General features: G+C 67.0%; 31 protein-coding genes. 24 read left to right on the top strand and 7 right to left on the bottom strand.

All coding sequences use genetic code 11. From position 1 onward, the window contains the following. Window positions 1-5 precede the first annotated feature (5 nt). Complete coding sequence (locus AC07RM_RS33465; RefSeq protein WP_398498315.1) at window positions 6-773, bottom strand: SDR family oxidoreductase; 768 nt, start codon at window positions 771-773, stop codon at window positions 6-8. A gap of 112 nt (window positions 774-885) precedes the next feature. On the opposite strand from AC07RM_RS33465, the gene AC07RM_RS33460 reads away from it, so the two are divergent. Together AC07RM_RS33460 and AC07RM_RS33455 are read left to right on the top strand one after the other, a co-directional pair. Continuing rightward, window positions 886-1,824, top strand: a complete 939-nt coding sequence (locus tag AC07RM_RS33460) for a LysR family transcriptional regulator (RefSeq protein ID WP_495337215.1) — start codon at window positions 886-888, stop codon at window positions 1,822-1,824. A 123-nt stretch (window positions 1,825-1,947) separates the two neighbouring features. Beyond that, complete coding sequence (locus tag AC07RM_RS33455) at window positions 1,948-2,970, top strand: Bug family tripartite tricarboxylate transporter substrate binding protein (RefSeq protein WP_093351109.1); 1,023 nt, start codon at window positions 1,948-1,950, stop codon at window positions 2,968-2,970. 91 nt (window positions 2,971-3,061) lie between these two features. Here AC07RM_RS33455 and AC07RM_RS33450 read toward each other — a convergent pair whose 3' ends face one another. Then, window positions 3,062-3,385 (bottom strand): DUF1840 domain-containing protein, encoded by a 324-nt coding sequence (locus AC07RM_RS33450; protein WP_208507712.1) that lies wholly within the window; start codon window positions 3,383-3,385, stop codon window positions 3,062-3,064. 13 nt (window positions 3,386-3,398) lie between these two features. Then, window positions 3,399-4,670: a class I SAM-dependent methyltransferase gene (locus tag AC07RM_RS33445; protein ID WP_398498318.1), complete on the bottom strand. Its 1,272-nt coding sequence runs from the start codon at window positions 4,668-4,670 to the stop codon at window positions 3,399-3,401. A gap of 187 nt (window positions 4,671-4,857) precedes the next feature. Between AC07RM_RS33445 and AC07RM_RS33440 the strand changes: the two genes are divergently transcribed. The 7 genes from AC07RM_RS33440 (at window position 4,858) to AC07RM_RS33410 (ending at window position 13,114) form a co-directional block, all read left to right on the top strand. Then, complete coding sequence (locus AC07RM_RS33440) at window positions 4,858-7,206, top strand: bifunctional salicylyl-CoA 5-hydroxylase/oxidoreductase (RefSeq protein ID WP_495337214.1); 2,349 nt, start codon at window positions 4,858-4,860, stop codon at window positions 7,204-7,206. Window positions 7,207-7,222: 16 nt separating this feature from the next. After that, the gene (locus tag AC07RM_RS33435) at window positions 7,223-7,702 is read left to right on the top strand and encodes a MarR family winged helix-turn-helix transcriptional regulator (protein ID WP_093351117.1); all 480 of its coding nucleotides are present in this window, start codon (window positions 7,223-7,225) and stop codon (window positions 7,700-7,702) included. Beyond that, the gene (locus tag AC07RM_RS33430) at window positions 7,699-8,553 is read left to right on the top strand and encodes an enoyl-CoA hydratase family protein (RefSeq protein WP_057593158.1); all 855 of its coding nucleotides are present in this window, start codon (window positions 7,699-7,701) and stop codon (window positions 8,551-8,553) included. Before AC07RM_RS33435 ends, AC07RM_RS33430 begins: the two co-directional genes overlap by 4 nt. A gap of 4 nt (window positions 8,554-8,557) precedes the next feature. Continuing rightward, on the top strand, window positions 8,558-9,748 hold the full coding sequence (locus tag AC07RM_RS33425; RefSeq protein ID WP_495337213.1) for an acyl-CoA dehydrogenase family protein: 1,191 nt from the start codon (window positions 8,558-8,560) through the stop codon (window positions 9,746-9,748). After that, window positions 9,745-11,397: an AMP-binding protein gene (locus AC07RM_RS33420; RefSeq protein WP_495337212.1), complete on the top strand. Its 1,653-nt coding sequence runs from the start codon at window positions 9,745-9,747 to the stop codon at window positions 11,395-11,397. Before AC07RM_RS33425 ends, AC07RM_RS33420 begins: the two co-directional genes overlap by 4 nt. Beyond that, window positions 11,391-11,789, top strand: coding sequence for a RidA family protein (locus AC07RM_RS33415; protein WP_093351655.1), 399 nt, complete (start codon window positions 11,391-11,393; stop codon window positions 11,787-11,789). Before AC07RM_RS33420 ends, AC07RM_RS33415 begins: the two co-directional genes overlap by 7 nt. 761 nt (window positions 11,790-12,550) lie before the next feature. Continuing rightward, window positions 12,551-13,114 (top strand): hypothetical protein, encoded by a 564-nt coding sequence (locus AC07RM_RS33410; protein WP_495337211.1) that lies wholly within the window; start codon window positions 12,551-12,553, stop codon window positions 13,112-13,114. On the opposite strand, the gene AC07RM_RS33405 is transcribed toward AC07RM_RS33410, so the two are convergent. Together AC07RM_RS33405 and AC07RM_RS33400 are read right to left on the bottom strand one after the other, a co-directional pair. After that, entirely contained in the window at window positions 13,095-13,382 is a 288-nt protein-coding gene (locus AC07RM_RS33405) for a hypothetical protein (RefSeq protein WP_495337210.1), read from the bottom strand. The genes AC07RM_RS33410 and AC07RM_RS33405 overlap by 20 nt on opposite strands. A 55-nt stretch (window positions 13,383-13,437) precedes the next feature. Beyond that, window positions 13,438-13,623, bottom strand: a complete 186-nt coding sequence (locus tag AC07RM_RS33400; RefSeq protein ID WP_495337209.1) for a hypothetical protein — start codon at window positions 13,621-13,623, stop codon at window positions 13,438-13,440. Window positions 13,624-13,705: 82 nt separating this feature from the next. Here AC07RM_RS33400 and AC07RM_RS33395 point away from each other — a divergent pair, with 82 nt between their 5' ends. Together AC07RM_RS33395 and AC07RM_RS33390 are read left to right on the top strand one after the other, a co-directional pair. Then, window positions 13,706-14,188 (top strand): DUF6932 family protein, encoded by a 483-nt coding sequence (locus AC07RM_RS33395; RefSeq protein WP_495337208.1) that lies wholly within the window; start codon window positions 13,706-13,708, stop codon window positions 14,186-14,188. Beyond that, a complete protein-coding gene (locus AC07RM_RS33390; protein ID WP_495337207.1) occupies window positions 14,185-15,195 on the top strand; it encodes a hypothetical protein in 1,011 nt (336 codons plus the stop codon). Before AC07RM_RS33395 ends, AC07RM_RS33390 begins: the two co-directional genes overlap by 4 nt. Before the next feature lie 341 nt (window positions 15,196-15,536). On the opposite strand, the gene AC07RM_RS33385 is transcribed toward AC07RM_RS33390, so the two are convergent. Continuing rightward, window positions 15,537-16,601 (bottom strand): phage portal protein, encoded by a 1,065-nt coding sequence (locus AC07RM_RS33385; RefSeq protein WP_495337206.1) that lies wholly within the window; start codon window positions 16,599-16,601, stop codon window positions 15,537-15,539. Then, window positions 16,598-18,349, bottom strand: coding sequence for a terminase large subunit domain-containing protein (locus tag AC07RM_RS33380; RefSeq protein WP_495337256.1), 1,752 nt, complete (start codon window positions 18,347-18,349; stop codon window positions 16,598-16,600). The genes AC07RM_RS33385 and AC07RM_RS33380 overlap by 4 nt, the downstream gene beginning before the upstream one ends. On the opposite strand from AC07RM_RS33380, the gene AC07RM_RS33375 reads away from it, so the two are divergent. The 13 genes from AC07RM_RS33375 to AC07RM_RS33315 all read left to right on the top strand — a co-directional run bounded on the left by AC07RM_RS33375 (window position 18,342) and on the right by AC07RM_RS33315 (window position 26,359). Beyond that, the gene (locus AC07RM_RS33375) at window positions 18,342-19,514 is read left to right on the top strand and encodes a GPO family capsid scaffolding protein (RefSeq protein WP_495337205.1); all 1,173 of its coding nucleotides are present in this window, start codon (window positions 18,342-18,344) and stop codon (window positions 19,512-19,514) included. The two genes, AC07RM_RS33380 and AC07RM_RS33375, sit on opposite strands and share 8 nt — an antisense overlap. A gap of 57 nt (window positions 19,515-19,571) precedes the next feature. After that, a complete protein-coding gene (locus AC07RM_RS33370) occupies window positions 19,572-20,591 on the top strand; it encodes a phage major capsid protein, P2 family (protein ID WP_495337204.1) in 1,020 nt (339 codons plus the stop codon). A 92-nt stretch (window positions 20,592-20,683) separates the two neighbouring features. After that, window positions 20,684-21,637 carry a phage terminase small subunit gene (gene gpM / locus AC07RM_RS33365; RefSeq protein ID WP_495337203.1) on the top strand — a complete coding sequence of 318 codons (954 nt, stop codon included), beginning with the start codon at window positions 20,684-20,686 and terminating at the stop codon, window positions 21,635-21,637. A 113-nt stretch (window positions 21,638-21,750) separates the two neighbouring features. Then, window positions 21,751-22,248: a head completion/stabilization protein gene (locus tag AC07RM_RS33360; RefSeq protein ID WP_495337202.1), complete on the top strand. Its 498-nt coding sequence runs from the start codon at window positions 21,751-21,753 to the stop codon at window positions 22,246-22,248. Between the two features lie 2 nt (window positions 22,249-22,250). After that, a complete protein-coding gene (locus AC07RM_RS33355; protein ID WP_495337201.1) occupies window positions 22,251-22,463 on the top strand; it encodes a tail protein X in 213 nt (70 codons plus the stop codon). A gap of 3 nt (window positions 22,464-22,466) precedes the next feature. Beyond that, window positions 22,467-22,817 carry a hypothetical protein gene (locus tag AC07RM_RS33350; RefSeq protein WP_495337200.1) on the top strand — a complete coding sequence of 117 codons (351 nt, stop codon included), beginning with the start codon at window positions 22,467-22,469 and terminating at the stop codon, window positions 22,815-22,817. Continuing rightward, complete coding sequence (locus AC07RM_RS33345) at window positions 22,814-23,041, top strand: DUF7940 domain-containing protein (protein WP_495337199.1); 228 nt, start codon at window positions 22,814-22,816, stop codon at window positions 23,039-23,041. Before AC07RM_RS33350 ends, AC07RM_RS33345 begins: the two co-directional genes overlap by 4 nt. Further along, window positions 23,038-23,670, top strand: a complete 633-nt coding sequence (locus tag AC07RM_RS33340; RefSeq protein WP_495337198.1) for a glycoside hydrolase family 19 protein — start codon at window positions 23,038-23,040, stop codon at window positions 23,668-23,670. The genes AC07RM_RS33345 and AC07RM_RS33340 overlap by 4 nt, the downstream gene beginning before the upstream one ends. Beyond that, window positions 23,667-24,200 (top strand): hypothetical protein, encoded by a 534-nt coding sequence (locus tag AC07RM_RS33335; RefSeq protein WP_495337197.1) that lies wholly within the window; start codon window positions 23,667-23,669, stop codon window positions 24,198-24,200. Before AC07RM_RS33340 ends, AC07RM_RS33335 begins: the two co-directional genes overlap by 4 nt. A gap of 3 nt (window positions 24,201-24,203) precedes the next feature. Next, a complete protein-coding gene (locus AC07RM_RS33330; protein WP_495337196.1) occupies window positions 24,204-24,689 on the top strand; it encodes a phage tail protein in 486 nt (161 codons plus the stop codon). A gap of 2 nt (window positions 24,690-24,691) precedes the next feature. Next, window positions 24,692-25,156, top strand: a complete 465-nt coding sequence (locus AC07RM_RS33325; RefSeq protein ID WP_495337195.1) for a phage virion morphogenesis protein — start codon at window positions 24,692-24,694, stop codon at window positions 25,154-25,156. Between the two features lie 100 nt (window positions 25,157-25,256). Continuing rightward, window positions 25,257-26,030, top strand: a complete 774-nt coding sequence (locus tag AC07RM_RS33320; RefSeq protein ID WP_495337194.1) for a phage baseplate assembly protein V — start codon at window positions 25,257-25,259, stop codon at window positions 26,028-26,030. A gap of 5 nt (window positions 26,031-26,035) precedes the next feature. Further along, window positions 26,036-26,359, top strand: a complete 324-nt coding sequence (locus AC07RM_RS33315) for a GPW/gp25 family protein (RefSeq protein ID WP_495337193.1) — start codon at window positions 26,036-26,038, stop codon at window positions 26,357-26,359. The last annotated feature ends 1 nt before the right edge of the window (window position 26,360 follow it).

The raw sequence follows: 26,360 nt of genomic DNA, 5'->3' as shown, positions 1-26,360 counted from the left end.
CGCGCTCAGGCCGCGAAGCCGCCGTCGATGTTGAGCCCGGCGCCGGTCACGAACGCGGCCTCGGGGCTCGCGAGGTAGGCCACCATGCCCGCGATCTCGTCGGCGTGGCCGTGGCGGTCGAGCGCCATGAAGCTGTGCATGGTCGCGGCCATCGGGCCGTTGGCCGGGTTCATGTCGGTGTCGACCGGGCCGGGCTGCACGTTGTTGACCGTGATGCCGCGCGGGCCGAGGTCGCGCGCCAGGCCCTGCACCAGGCCCGTGAGCGCCGACTTGCTCATGGCGTAGATGCTGCCGCCCGCGAAGGGCATGCGCTCGGCGTTGGTGCTGCCGATGTTGACGATGCGCCCGCCGCTGCCCATGTGCGCCAGCGCGGCCTGGATGGCGACGAACACGGCGCGCACGTTGACGGCGATGGTGCGGTCGAAATCGGCCAGCGTGAGCTGGTCGACCGGGCCCAGGTGCAGCACGCCGGCGCTGTTGACCAGGATGTCGATGCGGCCGCCGAAGTGGCGCGCCGCCTGGTCGATGCCGGCCTTGAGCGCCTCGGCATCGGCGCTGTCGATCTTCAGCGCGAGCGCGCGGCCGCCCTCGGCCTCGAGGCTGCGCGCGAGTTCCTCGGCGACGGCCTGCGAGCTGCTGTAGCTGAAGGCCACGGCGGCGCCGTCGCGCGCCAGGCGACGCACGATGGCCGCGCCGATGCCGCGCGAGCCACCGGTGACGAAGGCGACCTTGCCGGCGAGGACGGGGGTCGGGGAGGTGGTGGTGGAGGTCATGGCTTTTTCCTTGTGAGTGGTGTTGGAAGGCCTCCAGTCTCTGCCTTCGATTGCGTTTGCGGTAGCCATCAATCGGTCCCATCAAATTCAACCATTGGTTGAAAATAGCGCGATGGAACCGCTCAACCATCTCGCTTCCTTCGTGCAGAGCGCCGAGGGCGGCAGCTTCTCGGCCGCCGCGCGCCACCTCGGGCTCACGCCGGCCGCGGTCAGCAAGAACGTGGCGCGGCTGGAGGCGCGGCTCGGCGTGCGGCTGTTCCAGCGCAGCACGCGCCGGCTCACGCTGACCGAGGGCGGCGAGCGCTTCCTGGCGCAGATCGGCGGCGCGCTCGCGACCCTGCAGGAAGCGGTGGCCGGCATCGACAAGGACGACGGCCAGCCCTCGGGCACGCTCAAGGTCAGCATGGGCCAGGCCTTCGGCCGCACGCACGTGCTGCCGATGATGGGCGACTTCCTCGCGCGCTACCCGGCGATCGTGCCGGACTGGCATTTCGACAACCTGCAGGCCGACCTCGTCGGCGAGGGCTTCGACGCGGCCATCGGCGGCGGCTTCGAGCTGTCGGCCGGGCTGGTGGCGCGCGAGCTGGCGCGCATCCACGTGGTGGCGGTGGCAGCGCCGGCCTACATGGCGCAGCGGCGGATGCCGCGCCATCCGTCGGAGCTGGCGGCGCTCGACGCGCTGGTGCGCCGCTCCTCGCCCACGGGCCGGCTGCGCAGCTGGACCTTGCGGCATGCGCGCGGCGCGGCGAAGGAGGCGGAGGTCACGGTCGAGCTGCCGCGCCCGCGCGCGATCTTCAACGACCCCGAGGCCATCGCGCAGGCCGCGCTGATGGGGCTGGGCGTGGCGATGCTGCCGATGCCCTTCGTGGAGCAGGGACTGCGCGACGGCAGCCTGCTGCGGCTGCTGCCCGAGTGGCACCACGACGCGGGCGCGGTCTGGCTCTACTACCCGAGCAAGAAGCTGCTGCCACCGAAGACGCGGGCCTTCGTCGACTTCGTGCTCGAGCGCTTCCGCGAGGAGCAGTTCGCGCAGCGCATGCAGGTGGGCTAAGCGCCGCGCCGGGCCGCCCCAGGCAAGCTCGCACCGCAGTGCGAAGCACGAGGGTGCTCCAATGAACCGCGCCCGGGGTTTTCACCCGCGACGGCCGCGGCACGCGCCTGTACAAAGGCGCGCATGACTTCTTCTCACCTTCACTTTCCGTCCCGGCGCGCGCTGCTCGCCGCCTCGGTCGCCGCCGCCGCGACACTGCTCGCCGCACCCTCGTGGGCGCAAGGCGCCTGGCCCACCAAGCCGGTGCGCATCGTCGTGCCCTTCGCAGCGGGCGGCACCACCGACATCCTCGCGCGCGCGATCGCGCCCGAGCTCTCGAAGGCCTTCGGCCAGCAGTTCATCGTCGACAACCGCGCGGGCGCGGGCGGCAACCTGGGCGCGGAGATCGTGGCGCGCGCGCCGAACGACGGCTACACGCTGCTGATGGGCACGGTGGGCACGCACGGCATCAACCGCGCGCTCTATCCGAAGCTGCCCTTCGATCCGATCAAGGACTTCGCGCCGATCACGATGGTGGCCGCGGTGCCGAACGTGATGGAGATGAACGCCGAGAAGGCGAAGACGCTCGGCATCCACAACGTGCAGGACTTCATCAAGTACAGCAAGGCCAACCCCGGCAAGTTCAACATGGCCTCGAGCGGCAGCGGCACCTCGATCCATCTCGCGGGCGAGCTGTTCAAGAGCATGACGGGCACCTTCATGGCCCACATCCCCTACAAGGGCTCGGGCCCGGCCCTGCTCGACATGGTGGCCGGCAACGCCGACGTGATGTTTGACAACCTGCCCTCGTCGATGGCGCAGATCAAGGCCGGCAAGCTCACGGCGCTGGCCGTGACCAGCGCGCAGCGCTCGCCCGCGCTGCCCGACGTGCCGACGGTGGAAGAGGCCGGCGGCCCGACGCTCAAGGGCTTCGAGGCCAGCTCGTGGTTCGGTCTGCTGGCGCCGGCGGGCACCTCGCCCGAGATCGTCAACCGCATCCAGCAGGAAGTCGCCAAGTCGCTCGGCACGGCCGCGATCAAGGAGAAGATGCTGGCGCAGGGCGCGATCCCGAGCGGCAACACGCCGGCCGACTTCACGAAGCTCATCGCGAGCGAGCACGTGAAGTGGGCGAAGGTGGTGAAGGAGTCGGGCGCGAAGGTGGACTGAGAGGGTCCTGCCCGAGTGAAGATTCAGCGCCCGTCCGTCGCGGACTGGCGCCGGACACCGGCCGCCGCGCGGCCGGTTGTCCGACCCGGACTCAGGTGGTCCAGGTCACGTCCTTGTTTTCGGCCAGCGATTCCTTGAGCATGTGCAGCAGCGGCGTGGCGCGCTGGTGCAGCGCCACATGCTGTTTTTCGGCGTCGTGGTTGTGGTCCTCGACCGCGAATTCATCATGGTTGTGGGTGTTGCTTTTCTCGCGTGCGAGCGCGGCCTCGATGGCCGAGATCGCCCCGGGAATCTGCTCGACCGTGATGATTCCTTGCGCCGAAGGCGACTTGCCGACGATGTCGAACAACTGGCGCGCGTGCGTCTCGAGCATCACGAAATCCGACGAGGCCCTGGACTGGAAACGATAGAGCATGGGGGTGTCCCTTTCACTTGTAGAGATGATCACGCGTGAAAGGGTACACCGATTGCGCACCGCGCAAAGTGCCGTGATCGACCTTGCCGTCGGGCTTGGTCGAGACCATCTGGTACAGGCCGATCCAGCCCTGCTCGAAGCTCATGGCCGAGCCCGCGAGGTAGAGCCGGTAGGCGCGCAGGATGCGCTCGGCGTTGGCGTGCTGGCGCTCGCTGCCGCCGTTGCGCAGCACGGCGCGCGCGGTCTCGAGCTGCGCCTCGAGCGCGTCGGACCAGGCCCACAGCGTGCGCGCATAGTGCGGCCGCAGGCTCTCGACGTCGACGATCTCCAGGCCGGCGGCCGCGGTCTCGCGCAGCACGTGCGTGACGTGCAGCAGCTCGCCGCCCGGGAAGATGTACTTCTCGATGAAGTCGCCCATGCCGTTGCCGAGCTGGCGGTAGTTGAGCTGGCCCGAGGTGATGCCGTGGTTCATCAGCAGGCCGCCGGGTGCCAGCAATGAATGGATCTTGGAAAAGTAGGTCGGCATGTTGGCCGCGCCCACATGCTCGAACATGCCCACCGAGGAGATCTTGTCGAACGGCCGCTCGGCCGACAACTCGCGGTAGTCGCGCAGCTCGACGCGCACGCGGCCCGTGAGGCCCTTCTCCTCGATCAGGCGCTGCACGTGCGCATGCTGGTTGCGCGACAGCGTGATACCGGTGGCGTCGACGCCGTAGTGCTCGGCCGCCCACAGCAGCAGGCCGCCCCAGCCCGAGCCGACGTCGAGGTAGCGCTCGCCGGGCTTGAGCATCAGCTTGCGGCAGATGTGGTCGAGCTTGGCTTCCTGCGCCTGTGCCAGCGTGAGGTCGGGCGTCGCGTAGTAGGCGCACGAGTACACCCGGCGCGGGTCGAGCCACAGCGCGTAGAAGTCGTCGGAGACGTCGTAGTGGAACTCGATCTGGGCGGCGTCCTTGCGCAGCGAGTGCGAGCCGCGCGACTTGGCCAGGTGCTGCAGGCGGCTCCACCATCCGGTGTCGGTCTCGGCCGGGTTGCCGGGCAGCAGCCCGACGGTGGCGTCGATCAGGTCGCGCATCGCGCCCTCGATCTGCACCTTGCCCTCGACGTAGGCCTCGCCGATCGCGCCTACCTGTCGGCCTGCGAGCTTGGCCAGGGCGGACCATTCCGAGAAAGCCAGCGTGACACGCGAACCGGCTGCCGCCACCCGTCGCCCATCGGGCAATTGCAGTGCCACGGGCACGGGAAGCGAAGCCAGCTGCGACTCGATCTTGGGTATCAAGCTTTGCATGGGCCGCATGGTATTGATTTTTCGAGCTTCTTGCATGCGGTTGCATCGGGCGGCCCGGATCGCATCGCGGGGACGCCGGCCGGCACCGGCACCGGCGGGCCCGATGTGCTTCGGGTAAATCCGTTTGACACCAGATTGTTTATGTCTAAACTATTCAACCATGAACAGCATCGCCCACGCCCCGTCCATGGACCTCCAACGCATCCTGTGCATCGGCGGCGGGCCCGCCGGCCTGTACTTCGCGCTGCTGATGAAGGCGCGCAACCCGGCCCTCAAGATCACGGTGGTCGAGCGCAACCGGCCCTTCGACACCTTCGGCTGGGGCGTGGTGCTCAGCGACCAGACGCTCGCCAACCTGCGCGCGGCCGACGCCGAATCCGCCGCGCTGATCGGCGACGACTTCCACCACTGGGACGACATCCAGGTCTTCTTCAAGGGCCGCCAGGTGCGCTCGGGCGGCCACGGCTTCTGCGGCATCGGCCGCAAGCGGCTGCTCAACATCCTGCAGGAGCGCTGCCTCGCGCTCGGCGTAGAGCTGGTGTTCGAGACCGACGTGACCGACGACCAGGCGCTGGCCGCGAAGTACGAGGCCGACCTGGTGATCGCGAGCGACGGCCTCAACAGCCGCATCCGCCAGCGCTATGCCGACGTGTTCCAGCCCGACATCGACCTGCGCCAGTGCCGCTTCGTCTGGCTCGGCACGCACCAGACCTTCGACGCCTTCACCTTCGCCTTCGAACAGACCGAGCACGGCTGGTTCCAGGCCCACGCCTACCAGTTCGACAAGGACACCTCGACCTTCATCGTCGAGACGCCCGAGGCCGTGTGGCAGGCCCATGGCCTCGACAGAATGGAGCAGCCCGAGGCGATCGCCTTCTGCGAGAAGCTGTTCGCGAAGTACCTCGACGGGCACTCGCTGATCAGCAACGCCACCCACCTGCGCGGCTCGGCCAACTGGATCCGCTTCCCGCGCGTGGTGTGCGAGCACTGGACGCACCGCGTCGACGTCGGCGGCCGCTCGGTGCCCGTGGTGCTGATGGGCGACGCCGCGCACACGGCGCACTTCTCGATCGGCTCGGGCACCAAGCTCGCGCTCGAAGACGCGATCGACCTGGCCAACGAATTCGCCGCCGGCGGCAGCACCGACCAGGTGCTCGAGCAGTACGAGGCGCGCCGCAGCGTCGAGGTGCTCAAGATCCAGAACGCCGCGCGCAACTCCACCGAATGGTTCGAGAACGTGCCGCGCTACACCGGCATGGAGATCGAGCAGTTCGCCTATTCGCTGCTCACGCGCTCGCAACGCATCAGCCACGAGAACCTGCGGCTGCGCGACACCAAGTGGCTCGGCGGCTACGAGCAGTGGCTGGCCGGCGGCAAGGCCGTCGCGCCGATGCTGATGCCGCTCAAGGTGCGCGGGCTCGAACTCAAGAACCGCATCCTGGTGTCGCCGATGGCGACCTACAGCGCGGTCGACGGCGTGCCGCAGGACTTCCTGCTGGTGCACCTCGGTGCGCGCGCGCTCGGCGGCGCGGCGATGGTGTTCGTCGAGATGACCAGCCCCACGCCCGAAGGCCGCATCACGCCCGGCTGCACCGGCCTCTACAACGACGAGCAGCAGGCCGCGTTCAAGCGCATCGTCGACTTCGTGCACGCGCAGTCGAGCGCGAAGATCGCGATGCAGCTCGGCCACAGCGGCCCCAAGGGCTCGACGCAGGTGGGCTGGGAAGGCACCGACGAGCCGCTGCCCAGCGGCAACTGGCCGCTGCTGGCCGCCAGCGCGCTGCCCTACGGCGAACAGAACCAGCAGCCGGCCGCGATCACGCGCGCCGAGATGGACACGCTGCGCGATCAGTTCGTGGCATCGACGCGCCGCACGGCCGAGGCCGGCTTCGACTGGCTCGAGCTGCACTGCGCGCACGGCTACCTGCTGTCGGCCTTCATCAGCCCGCTGACCAATCTGCGCGAGGACGAGTACGGCGGCAGCCTCGAGAACCGCTGCCGCTATCCGCTCGAGGTGTTCCGCGCGATGCGCGCCGCCTGGCCGGCGGACAAGCCGATGAGCGTGCGGATCTCGGCCCACGACTGGGCACCGGGCGGCAACACCGATGCCGACGCGGTGGCGATCGCGCGCTTCTTCAAGGACGCGGGCGCCGACTTCATCGACGTCTCCTCGGGCCAGACCACGCGCGCCGCCAAGCCGGTCTACGGCCGCATGTACCAGACGCCGTTCGCCGACCGCATCCGCAACGAGGTCGGCATCTCGACCATCGCCGTGGGCGCGATCACCGAGGCCGACCAGGCCAACAGCATCATCGCGGCCGGCCGCGCCGACCTCTGCGCGATCGCGCGGCCGCACCTGGCCGACCCGGCCTGGACGCTGCACGAGGCCGCCAAGCTGCAGAGCCGCGCCGTCGAGTGGCCAAAGCAGTACCTGAGCGGGCGCGACCAGATGTACCGCGAGATCGCCAAGCAGCAGCAGATGGCGGCGGCCGCCACTGCGGCGATGGCCGCGGCGCAGAGCGAAGAAACGCACTGATCGCCGGCGGCACTCCATGGACCTCGAAGCCCGCGCCCACGCCGAGCACCCCGAAGCGCTGCGGCTGTGGCTGCGCCTTCTGACCTGCACGCAGCTGATCGAGAAGGAAGTGCGCAACGGGCTGCGCGCGCAGTTCACCACCACGCTGCCGCGCTTCGACCTGATGTCGCAACTCGAGCGCTCGCCCGAGGGGCTCAAGATGAACGAGCTGTCGCGCCGGATGATGGTGACCGGCGGCAACGTCACCGGCATCACCGACCAGCTCGTGACCGAGGGCCTGGTCGAGCGCGTCGACGTCGAGGGCGATCGCCGCGCCTGGCGCGTGCGGCTCACGCCGCGCGGCCGCAAGCTGTTCCACGAGATGGCGCAGCAGCACGAGGACTGGATCGTCGGGGCCTTCGCGGGCCTCACGGGCAAGGAGATCGCGCAGCTCCACAAGCTGCTCGGCAAGGTCAAGCAACACTCACAGAGCCAGACACTGGCGGAGGCCGAATGAAGCATTACATCGGTGCGGGCAATCCCATGCACGCGCAATTCGAAGCGAAGGCGGCCTATGCCGCGAAGCACTTCGCCTGGCACTACGACAACGGCGTGGGCACCATCACGCTGAACCGTCCCGAGCGCAAGAACCCGCTGACCTTCGACTCGTACGCCGAGCTGCGCGACCTGTTCCGCGCGCTCAACTACGCGAGCGACGTGAAGGTGATCGTGGTCACGGGCGCGGGCGGCAACTTCTGCTCGGGCGGCGACGTGCACGAGATCATCGGCCCGCTGACCGGCATGCGCATGCCCGAGCTGCTCGAGTTCACGCGCATGACGGGCGACCTGGTGAAGGCGATCCGCGCCTGCCCGCAGCCCATCGTCGGCGCCATCGACGGCGTGTGCGCCGGCGCCGGCGCGATGATCGCGCTGGCCTGCGACCTGCGCTACGGCTCGCCCGCCACGCGCACCGCCTTCCTGTTCACGCGCGTCGGCCTGGCCGGCGCGGACATGGGCGCCTGCGCGCTGCTGCCGCGCGTGATCGGCCAGGGCCGCGCTTCCGAGCTGCTGTTCACGGGCCGCGCGATGACGGCGCAGGAAGGCCATGCCTGGGGCTTCTTCAACGCGCTGCACGAGAGCGACGCGCTGCTCGAAGCCGCGACCAAGATGGCGCGCGAGCTGGCCGAGGGCCCGAGCTTCGCGCACGGCATGACCAAGACCATGCTGGCGCAGGAATGGTCGATGACCATCGACCAGGCGATCGAAGCCGAGGCGCAGGCGCAGGCGATCTGCATGCAGACCGAGGACTTCCGCCGCGCCTACGAGGCCTTCGCGGCCAAGCGCAAGCCGGTGTTCGGCGGGGACTGAGGCCATGGCGAAGATCCCGGCTCCTCCTTCCACCGCGCACCTGGCGCTGCCTTTCTTCGACGAGGCGCACCGCGCCCTCGCGAGCGACCTGCTGCCCTGGTGCGCCGCGCAGGAGGTCGACGAGCGCGACGACCGCGCGGCCTGCCGCGAATGGGTGCGCCGCCTCGGCGACGGCGGCTGGCTGCGCTACGCGGTGCCCGGCAGCGCCGGCGGCGCGCTCGAGCGCCTCGATTCGCGCGCGCTGGTGCTGCTGCGCGAAACCCTCGGCTACCACTCGCCGCTGGCCGACTTCGCGTTCGCGATGCAGGGCCTGGGCAGCGGCGCGATCACGCTCGCGGGCACGCCCGAGCAGCAGTCGCGCTACCTCGGCGCGGTCGGCAAGGGCGAGAAGATCGCGGCCTTCGCGCTGAGCGAGCCCGACGCCGGCTCCGACGTGGCCGCCATGGCCATGCGCGCCGAACCCACGGCCGACGGCTGGCGCCTCAACGGCAGCAAGACCTGGATCAGCAACGGCGGCATCGCCGACTTCTACTGCGTGTTCGCCAAGACCGATCCAGCGGGCGGCACGCGCGGCATCACCGTGTTCATCGTCGATGCGACCACGCCCGGCCTCGACACCTCCGAGCACATCGACGTGATGGCGCCGCATCCGCTGGCCACCCTGCGCTTCGACGACTGCGTGGTGCCGCGCGGCGCCCAGCTCGGCGAACTGAACGGCGGCTTCAAGCTCGCGATGCGCACGCTCGACATCTTCCGCGCCTCGGTGGCCGGTGCCGCGCTCGGCATGGGCCGGCGCGCGCTGGCCGAGGCGATCTCGCATGCGAAGAACCGCCGCATGTTCGGCCAGACGCTGGCCGACTTCCAGCTCACGCAGGCCAAGCTCGGCGAGATGGCGGCGCTGATCGACGGCGCGGCGCTGCTGACCTACCGCGCGGCCTGGATGCGCGACGAGGCCGAGCAGCGCGGCGGCGCGCCGGTGGGCGACGTGTCGGCCGCGGCCGCGATGGCCAAGATGGCCGCGACCGAGAACGCCAGCCGGGTCATCGACATGGCGTTGCAGATGCATGGCGGCCTCGGCGTCAAGGTCGGCACCAAGATCGAGGCCCTCTACCGCGACATCCGTTCGCTGCGCATCTACGAGGGCGCGACGGAAGTGCAGCAACTGATCATCGGCAAATCCGTACTGCGGGGATGAACACCGTGACCGCTCCATCCGCCCAAGTCGACCGCTTCGTGCACGACCGGCTGCCGCCGGCGGCGCAGCTGCCGGTCTTCCGCTACGACCGGCCCGAACTGCAACTGCCCGACCAGCTCAACCTGGTCGAGGAACTGCTCGACAAGGCCCCCGCCAAGGGCTTCGGCGACCGGCCGCTGCTGCGCTCGCCGCAAGGCACGCTCAGCTATTCGCAGGCCGCCATCCAGGTCAACCGCATCGCGCAGGTGCTGACCGAGGACCTGGGCCTGGTGCCCGGCAACCGCGTGCTGCTGCGCGGCGGCAACTCGGTGGCGATGGCGCTGGCCTGGCTCGCGGTGGTGAAGGCCGGACTGATCGCCGTTGCGACCATGCCGCTGCTGCGCGCCAAGGAGCTCGGCGACATCATCGAGAAGTCGCAGCCGGTGGCCGCGCTGTGCGACGGCCGGCTGCTCGACGAGCTGGTGGCCGCGCAGCAGGCGCACCCGGTGCTCGCCGACATCATCGCCTTCAACAGGCCCGACGCGGCCGATTCGCTGTCGGCCCGCGCGGCCGCCAAGAGCGGCATCTTCGAGGCCTGCCCCACGGCGGCCGACGACATCGCGCTGCTGGCCTTCACCTCGGGCACCACGGGCAAGCCGAAGGCGCCCGTGACCACGCACCGCGACGTGCTCGCGATGTGCGAGACCTGGCCGCGCCACGTGCTGCAGGCGCGGCCCGACGACGTGGTGGTGGGCTCGCCGCCGCTGGCCTTCACCTTCGGGCTCGGCGGGCTGCTGGTGTTCCCGATGTACGCGGGCGCCTCGATCTACTTCCCCGACGCGCCCTTCACGCCCGAAGGCCTGGTGAAGCTGATCAACGAGGTCGGCGCGACCATCTGCTACACCGCGCCGACCTTCTACCGCCAGATGGCGCCGTTCGTGAAGCAGCACGGCGCGCCCACGCTGCGCATCAGCGTGAGCGCGGGCGAGGCCCTGCCCGATGCCACGCGCCAGCTCTGGAAGGAGGCCACCGGCCTCGAGATGCTCGACGGCATCGGCGGCACCGAGGTGTTCCACATCTACATCTCGGCCGCGGGCGACGAGGTGCGCCGCGGCGCCGTCGGCAAGGCCGTGCCGGGCTTCATCGCCAAGGTGGTCGATGCGGAGGGCAACGAGGTGCCGCGTGGCACGGTCGGCAAGCTGGCGCTGCAAGGGCCCGTGGGCTGCCGCTATCTCGACGACGTGCGGCAGGCCGACTACGTGAAGAACGGCTGGAACTATCCGGGCGATTCCTTCGTCCAGGACGACGACGGCTACTTCTTCTACCAGGCGCGCGCCGACGACATGATCATTACCGCCGGCTACAACGTCGGTGGCCCCGAGGTCGAGGACGCGCTGCTCAAGCATCCGGCCGTGGCCGAATGCGGCGTGATCGGCAAGCCCGATGCCGACCGCGGCATGATCGTCAAGGCCTTCTGCGTGCTGAAGCCCGGGCAGACCGGCGATGCCGGCCTCGTGAAGGCGCTGCAGGACCACGTGAAGGCCACGATCGCGCCGTTCAAGTACCCGCGCGAGATCGAGTTCGTGTCCGTGCTGCCACGCACCGAAACCGGCAAGCTGCAACGCTTCAAACTGAGACAAACCGAAGACAACAGGTCCACCACATCATGATCAAACTCTTGCAGCCTCCGGGCTGGTTGCCCCCCAAGGGCTATGCGAATGGCGTCGCGGCGCGCGGCACGATGGTGTTCGTCGGCGGACAGATCGGCTGGAATGCCCAGCAGCAGTTCGAGTCGGACGACTTCATCGACCAGTGCGGCCTGGCGCTGCGCAACATCGTCGAGGTGCTGCGCGAGGCCGGTGCCGGTCCCGAGCACATGGTGCGCATGACCTGGTACGTGGTCGACCGCGACGAGTACAGCCGCCGGCTCGCCGAGCTCGGCCCGGTGTACCGCGATGCGATGGGCCGCAACTTCCCGGCCATGACCTGCGTGCAGGTCGCGGCGCTGGTGGAGCCGCGCGCGAAGATCGAGATCGAGGTCACGGCGGTCGTGCCGGACTGACGAAGGCACTTCACCCCATCAACGACAAAGCCCTCTCGCGAGGGCTTTTCTTTTGGGCGTGTGCTTCGCGTTGTTGCAACGCACTTGCGAATTCGGAGCAGCAAAAGAAAAAGGGTCTTTCGTTTCCGAAAGACCCTTATCAATTTGGTTGCGCGAGGGGGATTTGGACAAGAGAGACTTGTCGTCATCCCGAATTCGCGACGTCGGCCGTAGTCTCGGGCGCGTGCAGCGTTTCAACTTAGCTGTGGGCCCTCTCGGCATCACCGGGTCCGGATGGGCCGCCGGCTTTGGCAGTAGGTCTGAATTTAAAGCTATGCTTTGCCGCCCGAGGCGCCCGCCCCGGATTTTGCGGTAGCCAAGATGCCTCCCCCCGTCGAATCACTCAACTCCGTCCCCTTCGACCAGCTACGCTTTGACTTCGAACCGAAGGAGCTATTCGGCTACCTAGCAGCCTTTCGCCCGGAGGGAATGAACTGTCCGATCTGCTCAGTCGATCACTGGGGCGTGTCGCCGACGGTAGTTGAACCAATGCGCCTCATGGTGTTTCCAGATGGCCTGCAGGAAAAGCCCGACCCCGACACTTTCCCCTCGAGGTTGGAGTTCATCACCTGGATGCGAAACAAAACCTACTCTTTTCAGTGCTCAAACTGCGGGCATCTTGTGCTGTTTAGCGCCCTGAGAGTAGCTAGTTCTATCGCCGCGACGCGGCTAAATTCATCTGCCGCTACGCCCGAGACACCGAGCACCTCGGGAGATCCGAAATGATCTGGAACGGCCTGACCGACCAAAACAACAACGTCGTCGACCTGTTCAGCAAGCCTTCCCCCGCTGTTAATGCGGCCTTGAGGGCGGCAATAAAGACCCAAGATAATGCGAACACCACCATGACTGACATGACGCGCGAAGAATTGCAGGCCCGGCTCGAACTTGTCGAGTCGAGGGCAGACGCGCGGCTGGGCAGGTTCGAGGAGCGGATTGACCAAGCGATCCGGGCAATGCGCGACGACAGAAAGAGCCTCAAGGAAGACATTGCGGTCCTGACGGCGGAGCAGAAATCGACCCGCACCACGATCGTGGTCACTGCAATCGGAGCAGCTGTGAGCATCGTCGGGGGGATCGCTGCCTTCAATGCCACGGTGCTGTCGAACATGATGGCCAGCTTTGAGAACGGGAAGAACACCGCGCAGTCGCTTTCCGTAGCTGCACAGGCTATTTCGGATGCATCGAAGCGCCTGGACGATATGCAAGCGCGCATCGAAAAGCTACAACCACCAGCGCCGCAGCCGCGCCCCGAAGCGCCGAACTCTACTTCGCCGCGAAAGTAGGCGCCGCAACGTAAGGCGACTCGACCTCGCCAATCATCGACGACTGCTGAAGTTGGTGATGAGCACCTCGCCGACTGCCTGATTCGCCTTCGAGCTGACGCTGTCCGGGATGAGTCACGGGCTCCAAAAATAGAGCTGCCGCGACGATCGGTGAAAGCGCTCGCAGGTTCGGATCGCCAGCGAGGTCGGCCGCAAGCTCTTCGAGCTGTTCAGGATCGACCGTGCGCCAATGCATCTTGAGCCGCCGGGCGCAGTAGTGGATCCACATGTCGGAGGGGATCTCATGGTCCATGGATCAAATAATACTGTATATTTATACAGTTTCAACGCTGGTCGTCTAGGAGGTCTTCCGCACCCGCTTCGAGGATGGAGAACTCCAGTCCGTGGAGGCGATCAAGCACAGCCGAGCGGACCGTCTGCCGCCCTTCTTCGGCGTCGTTCGCGAAGACGATGAACGGCCACCGCTGCAGCTCGATCTCTTCTAGGCTGGTATGGCCGTGTACGCCCACAGCGCGGCGTTGGTAGCTCTACGCTAGACAATCCGGCAGTTCCGGATAATGATGAAACATTCGGAAATACATCATCAGAGCAATGGCGAATTTCAACGGGAATGGGTATCTAGAGCCGGGCATCCACGCGATGACAGACGAAGAGATCAAGGGCAGCTTTGTGGACGAATTTCCAGCGTCAACAACGCGCCCAAAGATTCACGAAGGCTATGTGCGCCATGCCGCAGAGCTCGCGGCCATTGGCATCGATGGAGTGAAATTCCTCGATGGCAGCTTCACCACAACGAAGGCTGACCCCGGCGACATCGACATGGTGCTGTTTGCAGATGCTGATCTGGTCGACTCACTTCCAGACGCAGCCAAGCAGCAGCTCAAAGCGCTAGTTTCGGGAAAGCTCACTCAGGCATCCCACATGTGCGACTGCTATTTTTGCCCCACAGTGAGGGATGAAAACCATCCGGCTTACAACGATCTTCGCGCTCAGAGGAAGTATTGGATGGGCGAGTTCTGTTTTGATAGGGCTGACCAGCCAAAGGGAATTGTTAGCGTGAAAGTACAGCCATGACTGCCGTCTGGGAGGGCATCGATCCCAACTTGGCCGAGCAAACGCTACGGGCCACTAGCCGCAGGCTCCGAGATCTGGAGGATGCGCTGGTCAGTCAACGTGCATTGCTTCAGGCAAAGCCCAACAGCTTCGCCTTTTCACTGGGATACGAAAGCCTCCTTCAGCTTCAGCAACGATTGCTGACGGAGCGGTCCGAGCTTTTGTCTCACCGGATTGCTGAAAGAGTCGATATAGCTCTGGACGGAACGAACTTCCACAAGGACGGGGCGAGCGCCGGCGCTCTAGGCACCCTGTTGATTCGACTTCAAAAGCTGTATTCCAGCATTGCGCAAGCGATCACCGAGGGGCCAACCCTGCGCGGGCCGCTGAGCGGGCAAATCATGGCTGCGACGGAGCTAAGGCTCGCTTCTACCTTCCCCTCGTCGTTTGGCATGAGTCTGGTCGTTGAGCGGGAAGCTGGTGCGCAGAATGTTTCCCATCTGCCGAGCGCGACGTTTGAGCGGCTTTTCGGACTGCTTGCCACAGATCACACGACAGAAGCCGTAATGCAGGTGACGGGTGAGCTCGGAGGGCGAGTTCTCAATCACTACTTGCACGTCGCCACTATCTTGAACACGACAAATTCGAGCTTGAAGTTCGAATGGTCCGACAGCGAAGGCATCAAGCACTACTGGTTGACCTCGGCCAAGCAAGCCGGCGACACAGTTACGCTTTTGCGTGGCATCAAGGCGGTCGAATCCGTGACGATGCATCTGACGGGTCGCATTGTGGGCGCTAGCCTGCTTCGAAATCGGTTCGAAATGTTGACCGACGACGGACAAGTGATAGAGGGCAAGGTAAGTGGCAATGCTCTTCACTCCATCAGCTCATATTTCGGCAAAGTCGCCCGCGTTGAGCTTGACCGAACGACGGTGAACAACAACCGCTCCGGGGAGGCGAAGGTCTATTACGCGCTGGTTGCCATCGATCCAGTGCCTGCGATGGCGTTGCCTCCTGTAGCCCGTTGACGGCCATGGCTTGGCGTGGTCACTACGCCAAGAGTTCGTAAAAACCAGTAACAAAACTACAACAGGGCACCGGCCGCTGTGCCAGCAAGGGCGCGGCCCGGCGCGTCGCCGACCGGGTCGTAAAAATCGCGATCCGAAGCACGTGGGCTCGGTGGGGGCTAGACCGCGCGCCAGCGGGCAGGGGCGGCCCGGCGGCCGCCCGAGCACCCCGGGGCCCGCAGTAGCCCGCCGATGGCCCTGGCGGGCCCGTGGCGGCGCCGCGAGGCACGAGACAGGGCGCGGAGACCATCGGGACGAAAAAAAGGGCGCCACGGGCGCCCTTGGGGTGCGGAAATGAGGCGTCAGGCCGGTTTGGTCGGCCTGGCCGGAACGTTGAACTGCACCAGCTCTTCACCGGCCCAGGCATTCAGCTCGCGAAAGCGCTGCATCAGCGGCACGATCTCGTTGTCGACGAACACCGCCAGGGCATCGGGCGCGTTGCCGAACCCGCCGGCATTGGTCGGCACGATGCCCAGCAGGCCCGGCGGCACGCGGTGCGCGGCCAGCACGTCGTCTTTGCTCACGTTCTTGATGGCCGCGAAGTCGTCCTTGGCCGCGACCTCGGAGACCGGAATCAGCTTCAGGCCCTCGGCCTTGCCGCCTGGGGCGTGCAGGAACAGGTTGCGGAAGTTGCCCGGCCCCTTGGCCCCCTTCAGCGCCTCGCGCAGCGCATCCGCGTCGGCCGTGCTGACCTGGGCGTCCGACAGGTAGAGGATGAAGCCGGCGTGCGACCCGTTGGCGTAGTACTTCCGCCGGAACATCGTGGCCGCCTCGTTGAGCCAGGCCGACTGCAGCGCGCTGATGTACTCGGGCAAACCGTAGATCTCTTGATTGACGTCGTCCTCGCGGAGGTGGAACAGCGAGCCGGCCGGGAACTCGTGCTCCTGCAGCCAGCCGCGCACGAAGAAATACCGGCCCGGCTCCTGCCCGCGGCGCGTGTACTTGGCCAGCGCGTGCTGCAGCTCCAGCGGGCGCCCCGTGAATGCGCGCGGCTGCTCGACGTAGGCATTGCCGAAGACGAGGAAGTCCAGCGCCATGGCCCCAAACGTCGCGCTCGACAGCCGCGGATGGGGGACGAACATCGCCTTGAGCAGGTTGCGCTTCAGGAAGATCGCGGAGCCATGGTGCGGCGACGCGCGGAACGCGCTCGCCAATCCATCCCACGGCAGCGGCGGCTCATACCATCGACCGTTGAACATGCTTTCGACGTAGTCCAGCAGCTGGATACGGCTGACAGGCTCCGGGTCGCCGAAGCTGAAGGCTTCGACGACACCGCCGCCACTGGCTTTCGGCAACACCTCGACGGCCGCGGTCGCGGTCGTTCTGAGGCTCAGATCGCGGCCGGTGCCGCCCTTGCGCTTGCTCATCCAAAAATCTCCATGCGTGAGCTGCCGCCGACCACGTCGCCGGCGAGTGATTCGTTGTCGAGCGCGTGCATCGTTGCCCACGCAAGATCCGCGTGTCCCGTGACTTCGGAGCGGCCCGAGTCGTAGGTCATGTTTCGGCCGCTGGCTGTGAGCACGCGCTTGATGGCCATAAAGGCCGCGGCGATGTCGGTCCATCCAGCATCGAACTCCAGTCGCCCCTTGTGGATGACCTGTTGCGCCTTCAGCACCAGGCGCTGCTTCACCTCGATGCTGTACTGGTAGCCCTTCACCTGGGGAAAGAACTTCTCGACGATCTGGAACACCCCAGCACCCAGGCCGGTCTTGTCGATGCCGATATGCACGACGTTGTATTGCTGCGTGATCCGACGGATGGCCTCGGCCTGCGCCTCGAAGTCCGAGCCCTTGAACTGCTCGCGATGCAGAATGCGGAACTTGCCGCCTGCCACGCGCGGCGGCGCGACCACCACCAGCGCAGCGGCATCGCCCTTGTCTGATGGGTCATAGCCGACCCACACCGGGAAGTGAGCGTAGGGCCGAATCCAAAGCGGCTTGACGTCGCTCCACGTCTCCCAGCTGTCGACCATGCAAGCCTGCATCTGCGCCAGCGTGAACAGCGACAAACTGTCGTCGATGAACTGGCACATGAACAGGTTCGCGAACTCGTCGAGGCTGTACTCCTCGCGCAGCTCGGCGATATCGAACAGATCGAAGCCCATCGCGACGGCGTCTTCCACCGTGACGATGTCGCGCCATTTGCGATCGAGGCCCAGCATGCCGCCGCGCAGCACCTTGTGGCTGGTGTCGATGCGGACGTGGTCCTTTTTCGCGCGGCCCTTGTTCCGGTCGTCGCCGGTCCAGAACCCGAAGGCCTCGTGCGACATCGCCGAGGGCGTCGAGAAATAGGTCTTGCGCCAATGCTTGTGCGAGGCCATCGCGCTAGCCAGCTTGTTGATCTGCCTGAAGCGCGGAACCCAAAAAAACTCGTCGAAGTAGAAGTCGCCGTGATAGCTCTGGGCCGTCATGGCGTTGGTGCCCAGGAAGATCAGCTCGGCGCCGTTCGACAGCTTGATGTTCTCGCCCTTCAGGTCGACGTCGACCTCCGTCGCGAAGTCGACGATGTAGCTGCGGAACTGGTGGGCCTGCGCCTTCGACGCCGACAAGAACAGCTTGTTGCGCCCCTCCTTCGCGGCCGAGAGCAGCGCCTCGCGCGAAAAGTAGTAGGTCGCCCCGATCTGCCGCGCCTTCAGGATGGCGCGCAGGCGCTGGTACTGCTGATCGAACCAGGTCTGATGAAAAGGGAAGTTCGACTCGCGCAGTTTGGTTTCCAGCAGCGCGATCTGGTCCTCGCTGAATTCGTTGCGCTTGGGCTTGCGCTTCGGCGCTGCATTGCGCGCCGCGATGTTCGGATTCAAGTCCCCTTCGCGCCCGGTCTGCTGGTACTTCTCGACGCGTGCCGTGCGCTCCAGCTGCCGGCCCAGCAGATCGATCTCCTTGTAGTCGCCGCCGGTCTTCTCGGTCTTCAGGATCAGCTGGATCAGCCGCACCTCAAGCGCGCCATTGACGCGATCGAGCGGCTGCGCGTCATCCCATTTGTCGGCTTCCTTCCAGCCGTACACCGTCGACGCGGGCACGCCCAGGTGCTCGGCGATCTGCTTCACCTTCCAGCCGGTCCACGCGAGGAATCGCGCCGCGGTGCGGGGTTGCGCCTGCGGCGTCAACGTGGCAATCTGGCTCGACTCTTCGCTCGGAACGCTGCCGGCACCGGCAGCAGCCGCTGCTACCTTGGCGGCGCTCGACGCCCTCCCACGCTTGTGCGACGCGGACTTAGCAGCGGCAGAAACGGTCCGGCGGGCGCGCCCGGGCGCGGCTGATTTCAGGGGCATGCCGCCGAGGTTGCCCGCGCGCGCGAAGCCTCTCAACCACGTCCATCAGTCCCCGCCACTGCCACACGCGCGGCGGCTTGAGAGCGGACGGGCGCGCGGACACCATTGGCTGGCCACATCGCGAAAGCCTCGCGATCACCCTCAACCAGCAGCGAGCCAACCAATGTCCACTCCCGCAGCAAAGAAGCCGGTCTCCAAGTTCTTCCGCGTCGCCCTCGAAGGCGCGACCAGCGACGGGCGCGTCATCGATCGCGCGATGCTGGAACAGATCGCGGCCTCCTACAACCCGACCGTCTATGGCGCTCGCGTGAACATGGAGCACATCCGCGGCTACAGCCCGAGCAGCGAATTCGGCGCCTATGGCGACGTGCTGGCGGTCAAGACCGAAGAGGTCGAGATCGGCGGCGCCAAGAAGCTCGCCCTATATGCGCAGATCTCGCCCACCGACGAACTGATCGCGATCAACAAGAAGCGCCAGAAGATCTACAGCTCGCTCGAAGTGCGGCCGAAGTTCGCCGACACCGACAAGGCCTATCTGATCGGCCTGGCCGTCACCGACAACCCCGCCAGCCTCGGCACCGAAATGCTGCAGTTCGCGGCCAGCAACCCGAACGCCAACCCGTTCGCCGCGCGCAAGGAACAGCCCGACGACATCTTCAGCGTGGCGGAGGCTTTCTCGCTCGAAATCGAAGACGCGCCCGACACCGGTGTCGTCGACAAGTTCCGCAGCGCGATCGCCGGCGCGCTGGCCAAGTTCGGCGTCAAGTCGACCACCGATGACGCGCGCTTCGCCGCCGTGGCCGAAGGCTTCGAGCAGCTGGGCGAAGCCTTCGAGGCGCACGTCAGCGCCACCACCGCCAAGCTGTCCGCCAAGGACAAGACCATTGGCGAACTCAAGTCCAAGGTCGAAGAGCTGGAGACCAAATATTCGGCGCTCGACAACACGCCGAACGGCACCAAGCGCCCGCTTTCGAACGGCGGCAACGGCCTGGCAAAGACCGACTGCTGACGGTCAACGCCCACCCCACGCAATCCCTTCCGCAACACCTCACAGGCAGCACACACCATGCGCAAAGAACTCCGCCTCGCCATCGACGCCTATTTCGCCCAGCTGGCGAGCCTCAACGACGTCTCCAGCGTCACCCAGCGTTTCAACGTCGTGCCGCGCGTGCAGCAGACGCTGGAACAGAAGATGCAGGAATCGAGTTCGTTCCTGAGTCGCATCAACGTCATCGGCGTCACCGAACAGATGGGCGCCAAGGTCGGCGTCGGAGTCACCGGCCCGGTGGCCAGCCGCACGGACACGACCGGCAACGGCACGCGCAAGCCGCGCAACGTCGCGAACCTCGACGACAACCAATATCGCTGCGTTCAAACGAACTTCGACACGGCCCTGCGCTACGCGCAGCTCGATGCATGGGCCGGCTTCCCAGAATTCCAGACCATGGTGCGTGACGCAATCCTGCGGCGTCAGGCCCTGGACCGCATCTGTGTCGGCTTCAACGGCACCAGCATCGCTGCGACCACCGACCTCGCCGCGAACCCGCTGCTGCAGGACGTCAACAAGGGATGGCTGCAGCAGATGCGCGAGCACGCGGCGGCCAACGTGGTCACGCAGGGCGGCAAGCAGGCCAACAAGGTCATCGTCGGCCCGGACAAGGCCACGAGCGACTACGCGAACCTCGATGCCGTGGTCTTCGACGCGATCACCTTGCTGGACCCCTGGCATCAGGAGTCCCCCGACCTCGTGGCCGTGCTCGGCCGCGGGCTCATGCACGACAAGTATTTCCCGCTGGTCAACAAAGATCAGGCGCCGTCCGAAATGCTCTCGGCCGACATCGTCATCAGCCAGAAGCGCGTGGGCGGCCTGCAGGCCGTCGCGGCTCCGTTCTTCCCGGCCGGCAAGGTCATGGTCACCACGCTGAAGAACCTGTCGCTGTACTGGCAGCGCGATGCGCGCCGTCGGAACATCAAGGACGTCCCCGAGCGCGACCAGATCGAGAACTACGAGAGCAGCAACGACGCGTACGTCGTCGAAGACTACGGCCTCGCCGCGCTCGTGGAGAACATCGAGCTGGTCGCCTAAGGCCGGGCCAATAGGCGGACATCCGTCTGACAAAAGACCGTCGCGCGGGCTACCCGGCCCGCGCTCTTCTCCCACCAGACCACTACACCACCATGCGCCCACTCAGCCCCGCTCAGCGCCACCGCGCACGCATCCTGCAGGAACAGGCCCAGGCCGCCAGCCCCTACGGCGTCGAGCTGCAGGGCGACGCGTACGGCCTCATGCGCGTCAAGCTCTCGCAGGACAAAGGCCGGTTGTCCCAGGTTCAATCGCACGAGCGCCGCGCGGAGATGAAGGCCCGACTGCTGCCCGAATACTTCGACTGGATCGGCACCTCGCTGGCCAGCGGCAACGGCGCGCAGGATCAGGTGCTGACGACGCTGATGGTGTGGGCCCTCGACGCGGGCGCCTACGCGCTCGGCCTGGAAATCGCGGGCTACGTCATCCGGCACCGCATGCCCATGGCCGACGACTACAAGCGCAGCCCGGCCGCCATCGTCATCGACGAACTAGCCAACGCCTACCTGAAGGGTCAATGGTCGCCGCTGGTCGTGCAGATCGGCGACGACGGCGGCCGGCAGCTCGGCGCAGCCACGGCCAGCGACGCGCCCGGCCTGGCGCGCGCGCAAGCCGCAGCGCTGCTGATCGAGGCCGAAGCACTCACCGCCGAGCACGACGCGCCCGACCAGGCGCGCGCCAAGCTGCACAAGGCCATCGCCTACGCGGCCCTCGGCAAGGTCCAGACGGCCGAAGATCCCGACCTCGCCGAGATCGAGCCCGAGGCACTGCGCGTCGCCGCCGCGCGCCTGCAGCGCGCGCTGGAGCTGGACAGCAATTCCGGCGTCAAGAAGGACATCGAGCGCATCGAGCGCGCGCTCGCGAAGGCCGGCAAGACGACGACGGCCAATACCCGCATCGACGCCGGCGCCGCGGCCGCCCCCTCCGATGCTGGCGCCACCGGCACCACTGAACAACCCGCTACCTCGCCGCCGGCGGCCGCCCACAAGGGCACCCCCGCGGCGAAGAAGGCCACGACCACGGCGCGCCGGCGCCAGTCGGCCAAGTAGCGCCACCGAGCACCCCCGCGTGCCGGGCGGCCCGTGGCGCAGCGTGAATGGCTTGTCCCTTCACCACGAAGCGCCACGGCCACCGCCCACCTACACCCCACGTTGAGCCCACCATGACACTCATCGCCGCAGCTCCGCCCCTCGTGCGCACCACGCCGCCCAACGACCCGGCGCCACTCGGCACGGTCTCGGCCGGCGCATGGTGGCCGACGATCAGCTTGGCGGCGCTGCGCGACGCCATGCGGCTCGACGGCGCGATCACGCCGCAGCGCCTGCTGCCGGCAGTACAGGAGGCGACGGCCACCACCGTCGGCCTGCTCGCAGCCTGGGCGCAGGCCCGGCAGGACGAAGGCCGGACCTCGCTGGCCGCGGTGCCGGCGCTGCAGATCGACGGCGAATCGATCCACGTCCAGCGCTTCCGCCGCGCGGTCTACTGCCATGCCAAGGCCAACTTGATCGAGCGTTACAGCGACTACGACACCACGGGCCGCGCGCGCAAGGACGATCAGGAAGAGACGCGCGAAACCCAGGCCGAGCAATACCGCCGCGATGCGACGTGGGCGGTGCGCGACATCCTCGGCACCACCCGCGTGAACGTGGAGCTGATCTAGCCATGCCGCGCATCGTCATCGCCAGCCAGGGCGACACCGTCGACATGCTTTGCCTGCGGCACCTCGGCAGCACGGCAGGCGTCACCGAGGCCGTCTATGAGCTCAATCCGGGTCTCGCCGATGCCGGCCCTGTCCTCGCGCTCGGGCAGCGCATCACCCTGCCCGATCAGCCGACCGCGGCGCCAGTCGTCGCGACCGTCCAGCTTTGGGACTGACCAATGACCGACAACACATCGAAGCCCAAGCTGCTGGATCTCAAAGTGCCCATCACCTACCTCATCGGCTTGGTCATCGCGGGCAGTACGTTCGTGGCCGGCTGGGCGCTCAAAGTCGACTCGGGCGTGAGCCGCCACGAGGAACGCATCCGCACGCTCGAAACCCGCACCATGGGCGCGAGTGAGCAAGCCTACGAGCTGCGCAACATCGCCAGCCAGCTCGCCGAGGTCAACAAGAAGTTGGCCGACCTCAACCAGATCCAGTCGCAGATGACGGTGATGGAGTTCCGCATGGGCAACGCCGAATACGCGCTCGGCATCAACCCTGGCCGCAAACCTGGATCGACCAAATGAGCATCAAACCCATCCCCGAATGGCGCCAGGCGCTGAAGCTGGCCAGCGTGCTGGTGTGCCTGTTCATCGGCGCCTTCCCCGACATCTACAACGCGGTCGCGGCGATGGGCTGGCTCGACGAACTCCCCACCGCCGCGAAGTGGTGCATCCGGGTGCTTGCGGTCATCGGCATCGCGGCGCGACTCATCAAACAGGAATCCATCAACAGGACGCCCAACCCATGAACCTCGCTCTGCCCCAGCTGATCGCGGCCGGCATCAACCCGACGGTCGCCCGCGCCATTCTTCCGCATCTGCTCGCCGCCTTCGCGCGCTTCGAGATCAAAACGCCGCGGCGCGTCGCGGCCTTCATCGGCCAGTACGGCCACGAGACCAGCGGTTTCACGCGCCTGGAAGAGAACCTCTACTACACCGATCCCACGCGCATCGCGAAGATGTTCTCGGCGCTGCGCCAGGTCGAACAGGCCCGCGCGTTCGTGCGACTGCCGAAGGCCCTGGCCAACCGGGTCTATGCCAACCGCAACGGCAACGGCAACGAAGCGAGCGGCGACGGCTGGACCTACCGCGGCCGAGGCCTGCCACAGCTCACCGGCCGCGGCAACTACCGGCGCGCCGGCGAAAAGCTCGGGCTCCCGCTGGAACAGCAGCCCGACCGCGTCGCGGATCTCGACGTGGCTACGCTCGCCGGCGCGTGGTACTGGCAGGCCAACGGCCTCAACGCCCGCGCCGACCTCTGGCAGCTCGACACCATCACGCGCGCCATCAACGGCGCGGCGATGGCCGGCCGCACCGATCGCGCGGAGCGTTGCAACCGCGCGCTCGACGCGCTGCTCTCCACGCCCGCGCTGCCATGAGAGCGGCCCTTCTCGCCCTGGCCGCCGCGGTGCTCGTCGCCGCCGGCGCTGCCCTGCCCGCGTACTGGATCGGCGATGGCCACGGCGCCGCGCGCGTCCAGCAGAAATGGGATGGCGACGTCGCCGCCCGAGCGATCGAAGCCGCCGGCAAGACCGACGAAGCACGCACCGAGGAAAGAAGCCATGCGAACGACATCACCCAAGCAACCGACAAATTCAACGCTGCGCGGGCTCCTGCTGCTGCCGACGGCGCTGCTCGTATCGCTGATGCTGAGCGCCTGCAGCGCGCCGCCGAAAGCCGCGCCGCCGGATACCGTGCAATGTCCGAGGCCGGCGAAGCTGAGCGCCACCGTCTTGCAAGCCATGCGGCCCGACTCGACGGAGATCTTGCAGCGGGTCGACTCCTGGCTGAGTCGCTCCGCGCTGACCTTGTCGACCGAGACCAGCGAATCGAACTTCTCGCCGACGTCATCCGCGCCGACAGCGCCTTACTCGGCCGCGGCGCCGGCGAAGAGGCCGCCCAGCACTGAGCCATGAAGAAGCCGCAGCTGCTGCGCGACCACCTGGCGCGCGCGTGCCCGGATCTGGCCACGAACCCGGAAAAGCTGACGGTGTTCATCGAGCGCGGGAATGTCCTGCACACCGGCACGCCGGCGCTGTCGTTTGAATACCGGTACACGGTCAATATCGTCATCACCGACTGGGCGGACAGCACCGACGTGCTGATCGTGCCGCTGGTCGCGTGGCTCAAGCAGCACCAGCCCGACCTGTTCGAAAACCCGGAGCGGCGCATGAAGGGCTTTCGCTTCGAGTCGGAGATCATCGACCACAAGACCTCCGACATCGGCATCGAGATCGACCTCACCGAGGGCGTCGCCGTGACGGGCGAGACCGTCGACGGCGTCAATCGCCTCACCACGCGGCACATCGGCGAGCCGCTGCTCGCGACTGCCGGCCAGGTCGAAACGGCGCTCGACCTCGCGGCCGAGTGGCGCGTCGAGCCGATCGACGGGGCCTGATCGTGGCGGACGATCTCTCGCGCCTCGCGCATTGGGTCGCCCCGCTGATGGCAGGGCTCTCGGTGCAGCGCCGGCGTGCGGCGATGGTGCAGGTGTCGACGTACATGCGTCGCAGCAACGCGGGACGCATCGCAGAACAGCGCAACCCCGACGGGTCCCCATACGAGCCGCGGAAGCCGCGACTGCGGAACAAGAAGGGCAAGATCCGCCGGACCATGTTCGAGAAGATGCGTCAGGCCTCGCGTCTGAAAAAGTCGGCCACCGCCGAGCGCGCGACGCTTTCGATCGGAGGCTCAAGCGCATTCATCGCATTGGTCCACCAGAAGGGGCTGCGCGACAAGGTCGATTGGCGCCGTTCCGGTAGCCCAACGGTGAAATACCCCAAGCGGGAACTGCTCGGGTTCACCGAGGCCGACATCGACGCGATCACCGACATCCTGCTGCAGCACATCAACGCCGGCAGCTGACGCCCGCCGGCAGCGGCCGGCATCACGGGACCGACAGTCCCCGCCGCGCGCACACAAAGCGCTGCTCGCACACGCGCGAGGCGTCCGGCACAGTGACCGCATGCCCGGACCTGTCGACCCCAACCAACTGCTCGCCGACCTGCAGCGCCAGATTGCGAACATCGTGCGCGTCGGCACCATCGCCGAGGTCGACCACGGAGCGACGCCGCCGCTGGTGCGAGTCCAGCTGACCGACAGCGTCCGCACGGACTGGCGGCCCTACATCGAGCAGCGCGCCGGCGACACCGGCACATGGAACCCGCCGACTGCCGGCGAGTGCGTGGTGTTGTTCTCGCCCGGCGGGCGGACCGAGGGCGGCATCGTGCTGGCGGGCCTGCCCACGGCGACGCATCCGGCGCCCAGCTCCGACCCCAACAAGACCGTCACGAAGTACCCCGATGGCGCCGTCGTCGAGTACGACCACGCCGCGCACGCGCTGCGCGTCGATCTGCCCGAGGGCGCCACGGCCGATATCACCGTGCCCGACTCCATCACGGTGCGCTGCAAGACGGCGGACGTCACCGCCAGCGAGAGCGCGACGGTGCACTCGCAGCAGATCACGCTGGACGCGCCGCAGACCACCACCACCGGAAACATGACGGTGTTGGGCCTGCTGACCTTCATGGGTGGCATGGCCGGCTTCGGGACCGGCGGCGTGCCGGGCTCGACGGGCGAGGCGCGGCTCAACCTGCCGATTTACTCGACGCGCGAGATCGAGACCACAAGCACCATGCACGCCGACGAAGACGTCACGGCGGGCGAGATCAGCCTCAAGACGCACCGCACCAGCGGCGTCGAGGCAGGCGAGAACATCAGCGGGGTCCCCGTCGTATGACCGGCATGTCCCGCGCCACCGGGCGATCCATCGCGCTGCGCGACCACATTTCGCAGTCCATCGCCGACATCCTCACGACGTCCATCGGCGATCGGCTGATGCGCCGCACCTATGGCAGCTATCTGCCGCAGCTGGTCGACCATCCGGCGACCGAGGCCAACCGGCTGCGGCTCATCGCGGCCACGGCGCAAGCCATCATGAAATGGGAGCCGCGCACCCGCGTGCAGCGCATCACCACGAGTTTCAACGCGCAGGGCCGATGCGTCATCGCCATCGCGCGGCGCGACCTGGCGAGCGGCGCCGCGGTCAATTCCACCGTCACCCTCTAGG

It is taken from the genome of Variovorax sp. GW821-FHT09B05 (assembly GCF_059418265.1).
The sequence above is the reverse complement of the archived record's forward strand: the minus strand, read 5'-3'. Positions and strand labels throughout refer to the sequence as shown.

Bases quoted from the DNA above. Each gene is read 5' to 3' on its own strand.
- AC07RM_RS33385 (WP_495337206.1), bottom strand. From the start codon at position 16,601: ATGAGCAAGCGCAAGGGCGGCACCGGCCGCGATCTGAGCCTCAGAACG.
- AC07RM_RS33460 (WP_495337215.1), top strand. From the start codon at position 886: ATGGAACCGCTCAACCATCTCGCTTCCTTCGTGCAGAGCGCCGAGGGC.
- AC07RM_RS33395 (WP_495337208.1), top strand. From the start codon at position 13,706: ATGGCGAATTTCAACGGGAATGGGTATCTAGAGCCGGGCATCCACGCG.
- AC07RM_RS33335 (WP_495337197.1), top strand. From the start codon at position 23,667: ATGAGAGCGGCCCTTCTCGCCCTGGCCGCCGCGGTGCTCGTCGCCGCC.
- AC07RM_RS33345 (WP_495337199.1), top strand. From the start codon at position 22,814: ATGAGCATCAAACCCATCCCCGAATGGCGCCAGGCGCTGAAGCTGGCC.
- AC07RM_RS33435 (WP_093351117.1), top strand. From the start codon at position 7,223: ATGGACCTCGAAGCCCGCGCCCACGCCGAGCACCCCGAAGCGCTGCGG.
- AC07RM_RS33465 (WP_398498315.1), bottom strand. From the start codon at position 773: ATGACCTCCACCACCACCTCCCCGACCCCCGTCCTCGCCGGCAAGGTC.
- AC07RM_RS33320 (WP_495337194.1), top strand. From the start codon at position 25,257: ATGCCCGGACCTGTCGACCCCAACCAACTGCTCGCCGACCTGCAGCGC.
- gpM (WP_495337203.1), top strand. From the start codon at position 20,684: ATGCGCCCACTCAGCCCCGCTCAGCGCCACCGCGCACGCATCCTGCAG.
- AC07RM_RS33430 (WP_057593158.1), top strand. From the start codon at position 7,699: ATGAAGCATTACATCGGTGCGGGCAATCCCATGCACGCGCAATTCGAA.
- AC07RM_RS33405 (WP_495337210.1), bottom strand. From the start codon at position 13,382: ATGTGGATCCACTACTGCGCCCGGCGGCTCAAGATGCATTGGCGCACG.
- AC07RM_RS33390 (WP_495337207.1), top strand. From the start codon at position 14,185: ATGACTGCCGTCTGGGAGGGCATCGATCCCAACTTGGCCGAGCAAACG.
- AC07RM_RS33440 (WP_495337214.1), top strand. From the start codon at position 4,858: ATGGACCTCCAACGCATCCTGTGCATCGGCGGCGGGCCCGCCGGCCTG.
- AC07RM_RS33420 (WP_495337212.1), top strand. From the start codon at position 9,745: ATGAACACCGTGACCGCTCCATCCGCCCAAGTCGACCGCTTCGTGCAC.
- AC07RM_RS33370 (WP_495337204.1), top strand. From the start codon at position 19,572: ATGCGCAAAGAACTCCGCCTCGCCATCGACGCCTATTTCGCCCAGCTG.
- AC07RM_RS33455 (WP_093351109.1), top strand. From the start codon at position 1,948: ATGACTTCTTCTCACCTTCACTTTCCGTCCCGGCGCGCGCTGCTCGCC.
- AC07RM_RS33350 (WP_495337200.1), top strand. From the start codon at position 22,467: ATGACCGACAACACATCGAAGCCCAAGCTGCTGGATCTCAAAGTGCCC.
- AC07RM_RS33445 (WP_398498318.1), bottom strand. From the start codon at position 4,670: ATGCAAAGCTTGATACCCAAGATCGAGTCGCAGCTGGCTTCGCTTCCC.
- AC07RM_RS33330 (WP_495337196.1), top strand. From the start codon at position 24,204: ATGAAGAAGCCGCAGCTGCTGCGCGACCACCTGGCGCGCGCGTGCCCG.
- AC07RM_RS33355 (WP_495337201.1), top strand. From the start codon at position 22,251: ATGCCGCGCATCGTCATCGCCAGCCAGGGCGACACCGTCGACATGCTT.
- AC07RM_RS33425 (WP_495337213.1), top strand. From the start codon at position 8,558: ATGGCGAAGATCCCGGCTCCTCCTTCCACCGCGCACCTGGCGCTGCCT.
- AC07RM_RS33450 (WP_208507712.1), bottom strand. From the start codon at position 3,385: ATGCTCTATCGTTTCCAGTCCAGGGCCTCGTCGGATTTCGTGATGCTC.
- AC07RM_RS33360 (WP_495337202.1), top strand. From the start codon at position 21,751: ATGACACTCATCGCCGCAGCTCCGCCCCTCGTGCGCACCACGCCGCCC.
- AC07RM_RS33315 (WP_495337193.1), top strand. From the start codon at position 26,036: ATGTCCCGCGCCACCGGGCGATCCATCGCGCTGCGCGACCACATTTCG.
- AC07RM_RS33340 (WP_495337198.1), top strand. From the start codon at position 23,038: ATGAACCTCGCTCTGCCCCAGCTGATCGCGGCCGGCATCAACCCGACG.
- AC07RM_RS33410 (WP_495337211.1), top strand. From the start codon at position 12,551: ATGATCTGGAACGGCCTGACCGACCAAAACAACAACGTCGTCGACCTG.